Here is a 13301-nt window from a genome sequence, read left to right as displayed (position 1 = left end):
GCCCTGAGGAGCTGCTGAGGCATGGAACTTCACGACGTCTGGTTCGTACTCATCGCCGTCCTGTGGATCGGCTACTTCTTCCTCGAGGGCTTCGATTTCGGGGTCGGCGTCCTGACCAAGCTGCTGGCCCGGGGCCGGGCCGAGCGGCGGGTCCTGATCAACACCATCGGGCCCGTCTGGGACGGCAACGAGGTCTGGCTGCTGACGGCCGGCGGAGCGACCTTCGCCGCCTTCCCCGACTGGTACGCCACCCTCTTCTCCGGCTTCTATCTGCCGCTGCTGCTGATCCTGGTCTGCCTGATCGTGCGCGGGGTCGCTTTCGAGTACCGGCACAAGCGGGACGAGGAAAGGTGGCAGACCAACTGGGAACACGCGATCTTCTGGACCTCACTGCTGCCCGCCCTGCTGTGGGGCGTCGCGTTCGGCAACATTGTGCGCGGCGTGAAGATCGACGGGCAGAAGGAGTACGTCGGCACCTTCTTCGATCTGCTCAACCCGTACGCGATCCTGGGCGGCCTGGTGACGCTGACCTTGTTCACCTTCCACGGCGCGGTGTTCGCCGCGCTGAAGACGGTCGGGGACATCAGGGTCCGGGCCCGGGGGCTGGCGCTGAAGCTGGGGCTGCTCACGACCGTACTGGCGCTCGGCTTCCTGCTCTGGACCCAGGTCTCGCGCGGTGACGGCAAGAGTCTGGTCGCGATGATTGTCGCGGTGGTGGCACTGGCCGGAGCGGTCGTGGCCATCAAGGTGGGACGCGAGGGCTGGTCGTTCGCTCTGTCGGGCGTGACGATCGCTGCCGCGGTCGCGATGTTGTTCCTGACGCTCTTCCCGAACGTCATGCCGTCCTCGCTCAATGAGGAGTGGAACCTTACGGTCACCAACGCCTCGTCGAGTCCGTACACCCTGAAGATCATGACCTGGTGCGCGGGCATCGCAGCGCCGCTGGTGATGCTCTACCAGGGCTGGACGTACTGGGTATTCCGCAAGCGCATCGGCACCCAGCACATCGCCGATGCCCATTAGTGGGGGATGTTTCACGTGAAACCGATCGACCCGCGTCTGCTCCGGTACGCCCGGGCCACCCGCCACTTCCTCATCGCAGTGGTGCTCCTCGGACTTGTCGGGGCGGCGCTGGTCATCGCCCAGGCGATGCTTATCGCCGACGTGGTGGTGGGGGCATTCGAGCGGGGGCTCTCCGCGTCCGGTCTGGCGACGCCGCTGGCACTCCTGGCGGCGGTCGCGGTCGGACGGGCGGTCGTCTCCTGGCTGACCGAACTGGCCGCGCACCGGGCGAGTGCGGCGGTCAAGTCGGAGCTGCGCGTGCGGCTGCTGGAGAGGGCCACCCAGCTGGGGCCCGAGTGGCTGAGTGGGCAGCGGACCGGTTCGCTGCTTGCGCAGGCCACCCGCGGTGTCGACGCCCTGGACGACTACTTCTCACGCTATCTGCCGCAGTTGGGGCTCGCCGTCGTGGTGCCCGTGGCGGTGCTGGCGCGGATCGTGACCGAGGACTGGGTCTCGGCGGCGGTCATTGTTGTGACTCTGCCGCTGATTCCGCTGTTCATGGTGCTCATCGGCTGGGCCACACAGGCCCGCATGGACCGCCAGTGGCGACTGCTGTCCCGACTGTCGGGGCACTTCCTGGATGTGGTCGCCGGTCTGCCGACCCTGAAGGTCTTCGGGCGGGCGAAGGCCCAGGCCGAGTCGATCCGGACGATCACCTCGGAGTACCGGAAGGCGACACTGCGGACGCTGCGGATCGCGTTTCTCTCGTCGTTCGCGCTGGAGCTTCTGTCGACTCTCTCGGTGGCGCTCGTGGCCGTCGGTATCGGTATGCGGCTGGTGCACGGGGACCTGGATCTGTATACGGGCCTGGTGATTCTGATCCTCGCGCCCGAGGCGTATCTGCCGATCCGGCAGGTGGGGGCGCAGTACCACGCGGCGGCGGAGGGACTTTCGGCCGCGGAGGGAATCTTCCAGGTCCTGGAGACCGAGCCGCGGGCGGGCGGTAAGGGGAAGGTGCCGGGCACCCTCCTGGTGGAGCTCGACGGGGTGACCGTCCGTCACGCGGGGCGCAGTGAGGCGTCATTGGATGCGGTCTCACTGGTGGTGGAGCCCGGCGAGACGGTCGCGCTGGTCGGACCGAGCGGGGTCGGGAAAACGACGCTGCTGAGTGTGCTGCTCGGCTTCGTGGAGCCGGCCGAGGGGCGGGTGCTCGTAAGCGGTACGGATCTGGCGTCGCTCGACATGGACCGGTGGCGTGAGCAGATCGCTTGGGTGCCGCAGCGGCCGTACCTTTTCGCGGGGACGGTCGCGGAGAATGTACGGCTGGCGCGGCCGGGCGCCGACGACGCGGCAGTGCGGGCAGCGCTGCGGGACGCCAACGCGTTCGACTTTGTGGCCGGGCTTCCTCAGGGTGCCGACACCCTGCTCGGCGAGGACGGCGCCGGGCTCTCGGCCGGCCAGCGGCAACGCCTCGCGCTGGCCCGGGCGTTCCTCGCGGACCGGCCGCTACTGCTGCTCGACGAGCCAACGGCCGCTCTGGACGGCGAGACGGAAGCGGGCATCGTCGACGCGGTGCGACGGCTGGCAGAGGGGCGGACGGTCCTGCTGGTCGTCCATCGGCCGGCACTGCTGGCGGTGGCGGACCGCGTGGTCACGCTCTCCCGCCGCCCATCGCTCGTTCCGGGGCCTGCGAGGCCGGAAGTCGGTGCGTACGCACGTGCTCAGCCATCGGCTTCGGCCAGGGCTCCGGAAGCAGTGCGCTCGGAGATGGATACAAGTGAGCCCGCCCAGACGGTCGACGTCGCCCGGCCGGCGCAGTCGGTGCGCGCACGGTCGCCGCTGGCACGGGTGCGGAGCGCCGCCGGGGAGCTCCGGGGCCGGCTGGGGCTGTCGTTGCTGCTGGGCAGCCTTGCTGTGGGCTCCGCCGTAGGGCTCATGGCCGTCTCCGGATGGCTCATTTCACGCGCGTCCGAGCAGCCGCCCGTGCTCTATCTGATGGTGGCTGTGACGGCGACCCGCGCTTTCGGTCTCGGGCGGCCCGTCTTCCGGTACGCCGAGCGGCTGGTGTCGCACGACGCCGTGTTGCGCATGCTCGCCGAGATGCGGGTCGCGGTCTACCGCGGGCTGGAGCGGATCGCGCCCGCCGGGCTGCGGCAGACCCGGCGCGGAGATCTGCTGTCGCGGCTCGTCGCCGACGTGGACGCCCTGCAGGACTACTGGCTGCGCTGGCTGCTGCCTGCCGGAGTGGCCGTCGTCGCCGGCGCGGGGGCCGTGGGCTTCACGGCGTGGCTGCTGCCCGAGGCAGGGGCCGTGCTCGCCGTCGGTCTGCTCCTCGCCGGGGTGGCCGTACCGCTGATCAGCGGTGCCGTCGCACGGCGGGCCGAGCGTCAACTCGCGCCCGCACGCGGGGCGCTGGCCATCCATATCGTCGACTTGCTCCGCGGCACCGCCGAACTGACTGTCGCCGGAGCCCTGAAGGGACGGGGGGCCAGGGCACGGGAAGCCGACCGGCAGCTGACCCGCATCGCCTCCCGGGGCGCCGCCGCCACCGCACTCGGCGGCGGCCTCTCCGCGCTGGTCTGCGGGCTGACCGTCGTGTGCGCCGCCTTCGCCGGAGTGCAGGCGGTGCGAGACGGGCGGCTGGACGGTGTGTCCCTGGCGGTCGTGGTGCTCACTCCGCTCGCCGCTTTCGAGGCGGTCACCGGACTTCCGTCGGCCGTGCAGTACCGGCAGCGGGTCAGGCGGAGCGCCGAGAGGGTGTACGAGGTGCTGGACTCGCCCGTCCCCGTACACGAGCCGGACCGGGCGGCGGCTCCGCCGGCGACGGCCTTCCCGCTCGCCGTGCGAGGGCTAGGTGCCCGGTACGCCGGACAGGAGCGGGACGCGCTCGGCGGATTCGATCTGACGCTCACGGCGGGGAAACGCATCGCCGTTGTCGGCACCTCGGGTTCGGGAAAGACCACCCTCGCGCAGGTGCTGCTCCGCTTCCTGGACGTGCGGGAAGGGAAGTACACCATCGGCGGCGTGGACGCGTCCACGCTCGACGGGGACGCGGTCCGGCGGTTCGTCGGGCTGTGCGCGCAGGACGCCCACCTCTTCGACAGTTCCGTACGGGAGAACCTCCGGCTCGCGCGTACGGAGGCGACGGAGGACGAGCTTCGGCAGGCGCTCGCCAAGGCCCGGCTGCTGGAGTGGGTCGACACGCTGCCCGAAGGTCTCGACACTCTCGTCGGTGAGCTGGGCGCGCAGTTGTCGGGCGGTCAGCGGCAGCGGCTCGCGCTGGCCCGCGCGCTCCTCGCCGACTTCCCCGTACTCGTACTCGACGAACCGGCCGAGCACCTCGACCTGGCGACGGCCGATGCGCTGACGGCAGATCTGCTGGTGGCGACGGAAGGCCGGACGACAGTGCTGATCACGCACCGGCTGCAAGGGCTTGAGGCCGTCGACGAGATCGTCGTCCTGGAGGCCGGGCGGACCGTGCAGCGCGGTTCGTACGCCGAACTCGCCACCATCGACGGGCCGTTGCGCCGGATGATCGAGCGCGAGCGGGCCGCGGATCTGCTCGGTATCCCGATCTCCACAGCCGAGTAGCCGGCCTGGTAACCGCCCCTCCTCGCCGATCAGGACTGACTGCTCAGCAGGGTGTGACAGTGCCTGAACCGAGGGGCCCGCCGGAAGCCGCGACAGGACGACGAGGGGCACGACGGTGTACTGGGAGGCATCCCTGTAGGCCAGGTGGAGGCACGACACCTCGCCGGTACCCGAAATCGACGCCATACCGGGCGACGATCCGTGGATGTGCTTGAGACACCGCGACCGGCTGTTGCTCGTCCTGGCGGTGCTGTGCGCGCTCCTGGGTACGGCGGTACCCGCCGCCACGGCGTCCGACGGGCCCAGCATCGGCACCGGCGCCGAGGTGGTGCGATTGTTCGAGGACGCGGCGAAGGCCACCGCGAAGTACGAACAAGGCAGGCGTGCCGCTGACGCGCAGCGCACCTCGTCGGCCCGGCTCCAGGAGCAGCTGACGCTGCAGCGGGACGAACTCGCCACGGTCCACGAGGCCATCGGCAGCGTCGCCCGCGCCCAGTACCGCACCGGCGGCCCGCTCGCCCTCACCGCCGGGTTGCTGTTCGCCGACAACCCGGAGCAGCTGATGCGCGCGCAGCGGCTCACCTGGCAGGCGGAGACGGCAGTGAACCAACTGCTCGACCGGTCAAGGCAGGCCGAGCGGCGGCTCTCCGTGACCGAGGGGAATGCCCGGGCGGCCCGGCACGAGCTCGAGGTACGCCAGGAACAGCTGGCAACCATCAAGCAGGGCATCAGGGCGCAGCTGGAATCCGCGCAGTGGGAGCTGCAGGGGGAGGCGGACCGCAGCGTGGCTGCGGGCAAGTGTGCGGGAGTCATCCGGCTACAGAAGCGCGGAGGCGCGCCGCCGGGCACGAAATGGGTGACGCCGGTGGAGAATTACGCGCTGTCCGCCGGATTCGACAGCGCGGGTGAGCACTGGGCGCATCGGCACACCGGGCAGGACTTCGCGGTGGAGATCGGCACTCCGGTGCGGTCGGTCGGGGCGGGCCGGGTGGTGTCGGTCTCGTGCGGCGGTGCCTTCGGCATTGAGATCGTCATCCAGCACCCGGGTGGCTACTACTCGCAGTACGCGCATATGGCAGCGGTCACCGTCGACCAGGGGGAGCAGGTGCGCACCGGGCAGTGGATCGGGCAGTCCGGCACCACGGGAAACTCGACAGGGCCGCACCTGCACTTCGAGGTGCGGCTCACGCCGTATCTGGGCTCCGGGGTGGATCCGTTGCCCTGGCTCCGCGAACATGGGGTCCGGGTCTAGCGGCTCTCGCTTCTCGGAGCTCTTCCTCGTTCTTCCTTCAGAGCGCTTCCTTCCTTCAGAGCGCTTCGCTGCTCTCCGCGCGCCGGGCGAGGATCTGCTCGATGACGACCGCTACCCCGTCCTCGTTGTTGGCCACAGTCCGGCCGGAGGCCGCGGCGATCACGTCCGGATGGGCGTTGCCCATCGCGTACGAGGTGCCTGCCCAGCTCAGCATCTCCACGTCGTTGGGCATGTCGCCGAAGGCGACGACCTCGTCGGAGGAGATCCCGCGCTCGGCGCAGCACAGCGCCAGGGTGCTGGCCTTGCTCACACCGAGGCCGCTGACCTCGAGGAGCGCGGTCGGGCTGGAGCGGGTGAAGGACGCCAGGTCCCCGGCGGCCGTACGGGCCAGGGTGAGAAAGCCGTCGGGTGTGAGCTCGGGGTGGTGGGCGAGCAGCTTGATCACCGGGGCGCCTTCGCCCAGCCGCTCCTCGTGAAGCAGCTTCTCCGCGGTGGCGACGGTCGCGCCGGGGTCGACATGGAACGGGGGATAGTCCGGCTCGTAGTGGATCCCGGTGGTCGTCTCGACCGCGAAAGAGGTGCCGGGGGCTGCGTCGCGCAGGATCCTCACGACATCGAGGGCGGTGTCCCGCTCCAGGGCGCGGACCTCCAGCAGCTTCCCGCCGGCGTGCAGATCCACGACCGCCGCGCCGTTGGCGCAGATCGCGAGCCCATGGCCGTGGACATGGTCACTGACGACGTCCATCCAGCGAGCCGGGCGTCCTGTGACGAAGAAAACCTCGACTCCGGCCTCCTCGGCAGCGGCCAGGGCGGCGATCGTACGGTCGGAGACGGACTTGTCGTCGCGCAGCAGGGTGCCGTCCAGATCGGTGGCGATCAGCCTGGGGGTGGCGGGCAGCGGGCTGGGATCGGTAGCTGAGGTCACAGATCCATTCTCCCGTACGCGGGCGCACGTGCGTGCGACAGGGCGCACATTTGAGTGTGCTGGGGACGCAGCGGGGCCACGTACTCTCGAAGGCATGCGTTTGAGTACCGTGATCCTCCCTGTCCGCCGCTGGCACGAAGGCGGCCGCGACGAGTGGCTCCGAGCCGAACAGCTCGGTTTCCACACCGCGTACACATACGACCACCTGTCGTGGCGTACCTTCCGCGACGGTCCCTGGTACGGCGCGGTCCCGACGCTGACCGCCGCGGCCGCCGCCACCGAGCGGCTGCGCCTCGGCACGCTGGTCACCTCACCGAACTTCCGCCACCCTGTGACCCTCGCCAAGGACCTGATCTCGCTGGACGACATCTCCGGCGGGCGGATCACGCTCGGCATCGGTGCGGGCGGCAATGGCTTCGACGCGACGGCGCTGGGCCAGCAGGCCTGGACGCCACGCGAGCGTGCCGACCGGTTCGGGGAGTTCGTGTCGCTGCTCGACCGGCTGCTCACCGAGGACTCGGTGACATACGACGGGAGCTTCTACTCGGCGGTCGAGGCCCGCAACATCCCAGGCTGCGTCCAGCGGCCCCGGCTGCCCTTCGCGGTCGCCGCCACCGGGCCGCGCGGGCTGAAGCTCGCGGCGGAGTACGGGCAGGCGTGGGTGACCACGGGCGACCCGAAGCTCTTCGAGACGGGCACGCCCGCGCAGTCCGTCGAGGCCATCCGCGGGCAGATGGACAAGCTTGGCAAGGCGTGCGCGGACATCGGCCGTGATGTGGCCGAGCTGGACAAGATCCTGCTCACCGGCTTCACACCGGAGCCCGGCCGGCCGATGGAGTCCCTCGGCGCCTTTGTGGACTTCGCCGGCAAGCACTTCGAGCTCGGCTTCACCGAGCTCGTGATCCATGCCCCGATCCCGGACTCGGACTTCGCGGCGGACCAGGCCGTCTTCGAACAGATCGCGACCGAGGGGCTTGCCCAGCTGAGCCGCTGACCCGCAGGAGGTCCCGTACTGGAGGACCTAGTGGCCGGGGAAGCGCAGAAACTCCGGCGGTACGGCGTCGGTGAGCCAGACGCCGTTGGCGCTGACGTGGAAAAGGTGGCCCGCTTCGTGCATCGCTCCGGCATGCACGGAGAGGACGACGGGGCGGCCGCGGCGGGCGCCGACGCGGGTCGCGGTCTCGCGGTCGGGCGAGAGATGGACATGGTGGCGGTTCATGGCGCGCAGTCCCTCGTCGCGGATCGCGTCCAGGCTGCGGGCGACGGTGCCGTGGTAGAGATACGCGGGCGGCTCGGCCGGAGGCAGGTCCAGGTCGACCTCGACGGAGTGGCCCTGGTTGGCGCGGATGCGGGTGCCGTCGATCGTGAAGCGCTGTTTGTCGTTGACGGCGACGACATGGTCGAGCTCGGCGCGGGTGATCCGGAAGCCGTGCTCGGCCGCCGCCCGCATCAGTTCGTCGACGGGCACCCAGCCGTTCTCGTCGAGGACGATGCCGATCCGCTCCGGCTGGTGGCGCAGATGCTTCGAGAGGTACTTCGACACCTTCACGGTGCGGCGCTCATCGGGCGCATCGTTTCCTGCGGGTCTTGCGTTCATCCCGTCAGGGTGCCCGTCCGCTCGCCGACGGCGCCACCGAAAATTTCGCTCCCCTGTCGAAAATTTCACTCCACAGGTTTGATCCACAGCCAACTGTAGTTATCCACAGGGGAATTGACGATTCTGTGGACAACTCCTGTGTCATCTAGGAACTTTGGTCAAGTTGCCCGGGATCGCCATTGATTGGCACAAGGGCGTCCAATGTCCTGGCCTGCAGCTCGCGTTCGGTCGCTGCAGCGATGAAGGCAGCCGCATTCTCCTGGCCAACGAGGGCCTGCACCGAGCGAATTGTCTCCGGCGGCAAAGACACCGCCGGGAGCTCGCTCTCCACCGTCGGCGGTCCTTCGGCACTCAGGTGCTGCCGAAGATGACGGGTGGCGAACGTCCGCATGGCCCGCGCCAGTTCGGCGTCGATCGTCTGTTGCGCGAGTGGGCGCAGCCGTCGGACCAGGGCCGCCGCCTCGGCCACATCCGCGTCGGTAGGAGGCCGGTGCCCCAGATAGCGGGCGAAGACATGCTCGGTGGTGAACTCCAGGAAACGGGAGGCGATGTGCTCCACCTGCCCGCGAAGTTCCCGAAGATGACCGGAGATTGCCGGGAGCGGGACCCCGGCGGCGTACAACTCCGCGGCCACCGCCAGCTCCTGGGGGCTGGGCACCAGGAATTCGTCGTCACGGCCGGGGATGCGCTCCAGCACACCAAGGTCCACCGCCTCCGCGACAGCAGCCTCGTCCGGCCTCCCGCCGAACTTTCCGTCCAGCTCCGCGCGGGAGATGCGGGCCACCTCCTCGTCCGTCCACGGCCCCTGCACCTCGGCAACCAGCCCCAGCACTCCGCCGAGCCCGCGCCCGGCGTCCCAGGCCTCGAGCAACTCCTTGATAGAGGCCAGGGTGTAGCCGCGGTCGAGCAGATCTGCGATCTGCCGCAGCCGGGCGAGGTGGGCGGACCCGTACACATTGGCCCGCCCGCGCCGTTCCGGTTTCGGCAGCAGTCCGCGGTCCTGGTAGGCGCGGATCGTACGGACGGTGGCGCCACTGTGGTGCGCCAGATCCTCGATCCGGTACTCGGCGACCGACTGGGCGACTGACTGCTCGGACAAGCCCGCTCCCTCGATGACAAGCCGCCTACGACAAGGCGGCGCGGCCCACCGCCCCCGCCGCGGCCCGGGCCGCGGGCGAGGTCGCGAGATAGTCGACGGCCTTGCGCAGCGAGCCCTCCTGCGAGGGATGGTACGACCGCCGGAGGTAGCGAGGTATGGCCGCGCCCAGCTCACGCCATGTGGGCAGCAGCCCTTTGCCGACGGCGCGGTTGTGTTCGCGCAGTGAGTAGCGCAGCCGGCCGGCGAGCCGGGGGTCATGCCGGATCAGGTAGGCGGTGCCCCATACCCAGAGCCAGGCCAGCACGGGAGCGGTGACGGCCATACCTCCGATGCGGCGGGCATAGCGCGCCAGTCCCTCGGCACAGCAGTGCTGGTACATGTCGAAGGCGACGGCCCGGTGCTCCACCTCCTCCGCCCCGTGCCAGCGCAGCAGATCGAGCATGATCTTGTCGGCGTCCGCCCGGTCGAGTCCTTCGGCGTGCAGCACCCAGTCGCCCAGGACCGCCGTGAACTGTTCGATCGCTGCGATGACCGACAGGCGGAAGCGCAGCCACTCCTGGGTCGGTATCGGCACACCGAACGGCGGCTGCTCACCGAGGAGTTTCTCGAAGAGGAAGTCGACGTACTTGGTGAACGCCTCGGTGTCGAGTCGCTGCGTGGCCAGGTGGTTCAGCACATATGCGTGCTGCACGCTGTGCGTGGCTTCCTGGCCCATGAAGCCCTTGACGTCCTTCAGCAGCAGCGGGTCGTCGACCAGCGGCAGTGCTTCCTTGAAGACCTTGACGAACCAACGCTCGCCGGCCGGCAGCAGGAGATGCAGCACATTGATGACATGCGTGGCGGTGGGCTCGTCCGGTATCCAGTGCAGTGGCGTCCCGTCCCAGTCGAACGAGACCCGGCGCGGCACGATGGCGTAGTGGCCGGTGTTCTCCCCGGCGCTCACAGCGGCGGTTCCAACCGGGCGATCGCACGCAGCGTCCTGGGCGCGAAGCGGGATATGAACAGGGCGCCACGGGCCTCGGGCGTCACCGGCACCACCGCCTGGTTCTTCACGACGGCGCGAAGGATCGCGTCGGCGACCTTCTCCGGCGGGTAGTTGCGCAGCCCGTACAGCCGGGCGGATTTCTTCCGGCGCCGCTTCTCCTCCGCCGTGTCGACGCCCGCGAAGCGCGCCGTGGACGTGATGTTGGTGTTGACGATGCCGGGACAGATCGCCGAGACCCCGATCCCCTGACCGGCCAGTTCCGCCCGCAGACACTCGCTGAGCATGAGCACCGCGGCCTTGGAGGTGCTGTACGCAGGCAGTGCCTTCGAAGGCAGATAGGCGGCAGCCGACGCGGTGTTGACGATATGGCCGCCCTGGCCGCGCTCGGCCATCTGCCTGCCGAAGAGCCGGCAGCCGTGTATGACGCCCCACAGATTGACGTCGAGGACCTTTCTCCAGTCCTCGGCGCTGGTCTGGAGGAAGGAGCCCGCGAGACCTATGCCGGCGTTGTTGACCAGGACGTCCACCACGCCGTACTCGGTGGCGACCTTCTCGGCGAGCTTCTCCATCGCCTGCTCGTCGCTGACGTCCACCGTCTCGCCCCAGGCTCCCGGGGAACCGATCAGCCGCGACATCTCGGCGGTCCTGGCCGCTCCCTCCGCGTCCCGGTCCACGGCCACGATCCGCGCCCCCGCCTCGGCGAACGCGAAGGCCGTGGCACGCCCGATGCCGCTGGCCGCACCCGTCACCAGGACGAGCTGCCCGGCGAACCGCTCGGCGTACGTACCCCGGGCCACGGTGTCCAGGGCGGCTACTCCGGCCACTCCGGCTGTGCCCTCGTTGGCCGTGACGAACTCACTGATCCAGGCCGAGAGCTGGTCCGGCCGGGTGCGGGGGACCCAGTGCTTGGCCGGCAGCGAGCGCCGCGTCAACTGCGGGGCCCAGCTGCCCAGTTCGTCGTAGAGGCGCTCGGAGAGGAACATGTCGCCGGTCGGCGTGATCAGCTGGACCGGTGTGTGTGCGTACGCGTCGGAACGCGGGCGGCGCAGCCGGGCACGGACGTTGTCGCGGTAGAGCCAGGCGCCGTGCGCCGCGTCCTGCGGCAGCGAGGGCGTCGGGTAGTCGCCGCCGGGCACCTTCTCCACCCGCTGCAGGATCTTCGGCCACAGCCTGCCCAGCGGGCCGCGCCAGGCGAGCTCCGGCAGTACCGGCGTATGCAGCATGTACACGTACCAGGACTTGGCCCCCTGTCCGAGCAGCTGGCCGATCCTGCGGGGTGTGGGCCGGCTCATCCGCTTCTTGATCCAGTGACCGAAGTGGTCCAGGGACGGTCCTGACATCGAGGTGAAGGAGGCGATCCGGCCTTCGGTGCGCTTGACCGTGACGAACTCCCAGGACTGCACAGAACCCCAGTCGTGTCCGACCAGATGCACCGGCTTGTCCGGGCTCACCGCGTCGGCGACCGCCAGGAAGTCGTCCGTCAGCTTCTCCAGCGTGAAGCCGCCGCGCAGCGGGGCCGGCGCTGTCGAGCGGCCGTGCCCCCTGACGTCGTACAGCACTACATGCAACCCGTAGTCGTCCGCCAGCCGCTCCGCGACCTGAGACCAGACCTCCTTGCTGTCCGGATAGCCGTGCACCAGCACCACGGTCGGCTGCGAGGCGTCCCCCAGCTCGGCGACGCACAGCTCGATTCCGCCCGTACGGACCCAGCGCTCCCGCGCGCCCCTGAGACTCACGCTTCCTCCTTGACGTTCGCTTCTGCTCCCGCTCGGCGCAGAGGCGTGGCCGTCGCGGCGATCGCCGCCGGCGTGGCCATCGCGGTCTGCCGCGGCCGGGCTGCTCCCCCTGTGCCGCTCACGCGACTCTCTCCTCCGCCCAGCGCCGCACATGCGGCAGATCGTCGTCCAGCCAGAACGCGCTCGCTTGAGGGTCCCTGGAGTCGGTGACCACCAGGATCTCCTCGAACTTCGCGCCCGTACCCCTGAATCCGAGATGGGGCTCGACCGCCCACAGCCCCGGCCGGGGCGGGTGATCGGAGAACGTGTACGGGCTCCACAGCGGCGACCAGCCGTCCCGGTGACCGTGCACCGCATCGCTGACAAGCCCCTTCAGCGACTGTGTGCCGAACCCGAAGAGGTGCGGCGAGAAGCGGCTCTCCTTCACCCGGCCGATCTTGTGGGCGATGACCCCGAAGGGATATGCGCGGTGCCGGTTGGCGTACCCCTGCCGGACCATCAGCCGGTCCACGTCCTCGTAGATCTCACGCAGCGAACGCCGCTCCCGCACCTCGCGCAGGATCAGCTCGCGGTGCGCCTCCAGATCGGCGAGGAGTTTGTTGTGCACGGGGCTCGGGCCGAGGCAGCCGGAGTAACCGATGTCCGCGGTGTAGCCCTTGTGGACCGGGGCCATGTCGAGGATGAAGGGCATGCCCGCCTCGAGCACGCGGTTGGTCGGGAAGAACTGGAGCGGTATCCGGAAGCCGGCGAAGGCCGTACGGTCCCCGAACCAGGCGAAGGGCAGGTGGAACCAGTCGCGCACGCCCCGCTCGCGCAGCCACTCACGCTGCATCCGCGCCGCCCCGCGCTCTGTCACACCGGGCTTGAGCTGCGCCGCGACGGCCTCCGCGCATGCGTAAGCGAGGCGCTGCACTTCCTTGAACCCCCGCAGTTCCGCGGTCAGTTCGCCTGCCACTGCTAAGGCCATGCCACCCGTCCGTCCCGTGTGCGGTACGCGTCCGTAACTTGACACTGATGAATGTGACAATGCTCGGCGGCTGCGTCAAGGGTCGTGCGTCAGCCTGTGGAAAACCCTTCCGAAGGCCATGGGCCCCGAGACCGGCCGTCCACTTTC

The 13301-nt window shown here is 69.7% G+C and carries 11 protein-coding genes; 4 read left to right on the top strand and 7 right to left on the bottom strand.

The window, feature by feature from the left end:
• Nucleotides 1-21: 21 nt before the first annotated feature.
• The 3 genes from cydB (at nt 22) to ACWDZ6_RS04140 (ending at nt 5845) form a co-directional block, all read left to right on the top strand.
• The gene (gene cydB, locus ACWDZ6_RS04150; RefSeq protein ID WP_451501598.1) at nt 22-1023 is read left to right on the top strand and encodes a cytochrome d ubiquinol oxidase subunit II; all 1002 of its coding nucleotides are present in this window, start codon (nt 22-24) and stop codon (nt 1021-1023) included.
• A 15-nt stretch (nt 1024-1038) separates the two neighbouring features.
• The gene (cydD, locus tag ACWDZ6_RS04145) at nt 1039-4593 is read left to right on the top strand and encodes a thiol reductant ABC exporter subunit CydD (protein WP_451501597.1); all 3555 of its coding nucleotides are present in this window, start codon (nt 1039-1041) and stop codon (nt 4591-4593) included.
• Nucleotides 4594-4798: 205 nt separating this feature from the next.
• Nucleotides 4799-5845, top strand: coding sequence for a peptidoglycan DD-metalloendopeptidase family protein (locus ACWDZ6_RS04140; protein ID WP_451501596.1), 1047 nt, complete (start codon nt 4799-4801; stop codon nt 5843-5845).
• Between the two features lie 55 nt (nt 5846-5900).
• Here the strand turns inward: ACWDZ6_RS04140 and ACWDZ6_RS04135 are convergent, their stop codons facing one another.
• On the bottom strand, nt 5901-6770 hold the full coding sequence (locus tag ACWDZ6_RS04135) for a Cof-type HAD-IIB family hydrolase (RefSeq protein WP_451501595.1): 870 nt from the start codon (nt 6768-6770) through the stop codon (nt 5901-5903).
• A 94-nt stretch (nt 6771-6864) separates the two neighbouring features.
• Between ACWDZ6_RS04135 and ACWDZ6_RS04130 the strand changes: the two genes are divergently transcribed.
• Nucleotides 6865-7764, top strand: coding sequence for an LLM class flavin-dependent oxidoreductase (locus ACWDZ6_RS04130; protein ID WP_451501594.1), 900 nt, complete (start codon nt 6865-6867; stop codon nt 7762-7764).
• Nucleotides 7765-7791: 27 nt separating this feature from the next.
• Here ACWDZ6_RS04130 and ACWDZ6_RS04125 read toward each other — a convergent pair whose 3' ends face one another.
• From ACWDZ6_RS04125 to ACWDZ6_RS04100, 6 genes are all read right to left on the bottom strand, one after another.
• Complete coding sequence (locus ACWDZ6_RS04125; RefSeq protein WP_451501593.1) at nt 7792-8367, bottom strand: RNA 2'-phosphotransferase; 576 nt, start codon at nt 8365-8367, stop codon at nt 7792-7794.
• Between the two features lie 145 nt (nt 8368-8512).
• Nucleotides 8513-9466: a MerR family transcriptional regulator gene (locus tag ACWDZ6_RS04120; RefSeq protein ID WP_451501592.1), complete on the bottom strand. Its 954-nt coding sequence runs from the start codon at nt 9464-9466 to the stop codon at nt 8513-8515.
• Nucleotides 9467-9491: 25 nt separating this feature from the next.
• Nucleotides 9492-10409, bottom strand: coding sequence for a metal-dependent hydrolase (locus ACWDZ6_RS04115; RefSeq protein WP_451501591.1), 918 nt, complete (start codon nt 10407-10409; stop codon nt 9492-9494).
• Complete coding sequence (locus tag ACWDZ6_RS04110) at nt 10406-12187, bottom strand: SDR family oxidoreductase (protein WP_451501590.1); 1782 nt, start codon at nt 12185-12187, stop codon at nt 10406-10408. Before ACWDZ6_RS04110 ends, ACWDZ6_RS04115 begins: the two co-directional genes overlap by 4 nt.
• The gene (locus ACWDZ6_RS04105) at nt 12184-12309 is read right to left on the bottom strand and encodes a hypothetical protein (protein ID WP_451501589.1); all 126 of its coding nucleotides are present in this window, start codon (nt 12307-12309) and stop codon (nt 12184-12186) included. The genes ACWDZ6_RS04110 and ACWDZ6_RS04105 overlap by 4 nt, the downstream gene beginning before the upstream one ends.
• The gene (locus tag ACWDZ6_RS04100) at nt 12306-13154 is read right to left on the bottom strand and encodes a M24 family metallopeptidase (protein ID WP_451501588.1); all 849 of its coding nucleotides are present in this window, start codon (nt 13152-13154) and stop codon (nt 12306-12308) included. Before ACWDZ6_RS04100 ends, ACWDZ6_RS04105 begins: the two co-directional genes overlap by 4 nt.
• Nucleotides 13155-13301 lie beyond the last annotated feature (147 nt).

This window comes from Streptomyces sp. NPDC002926 (genome assembly GCF_053591755.1).
This window is presented reverse-complemented; position numbering and strand designations above follow the sequence as displayed.

Excerpts from the sequence above, each read along its gene's own strand:
- ACWDZ6_RS04100 (WP_451501588.1), bottom strand. The coding sequence starts at position 13,154 with ATGGCCTTAGCAGTGGCAGGCGAACTGACCGCGGAACTGCGGGGGTTC.
- cydB (WP_451501598.1), top strand. The coding sequence starts at position 22 with ATGGAACTTCACGACGTCTGGTTCGTACTCATCGCCGTCCTGTGGATC.
- ACWDZ6_RS04125 (WP_451501593.1), bottom strand. The coding sequence starts at position 8,367 with ATGAACGCAAGACCCGCAGGAAACGATGCGCCCGATGAGCGCCGCACC.
- ACWDZ6_RS04130 (WP_451501594.1), top strand. The coding sequence starts at position 6,865 with ATGCGTTTGAGTACCGTGATCCTCCCTGTCCGCCGCTGGCACGAAGGC.
- ACWDZ6_RS04140 (WP_451501596.1), top strand. The coding sequence starts at position 4,799 with ATGTGCTTGAGACACCGCGACCGGCTGTTGCTCGTCCTGGCGGTGCTG.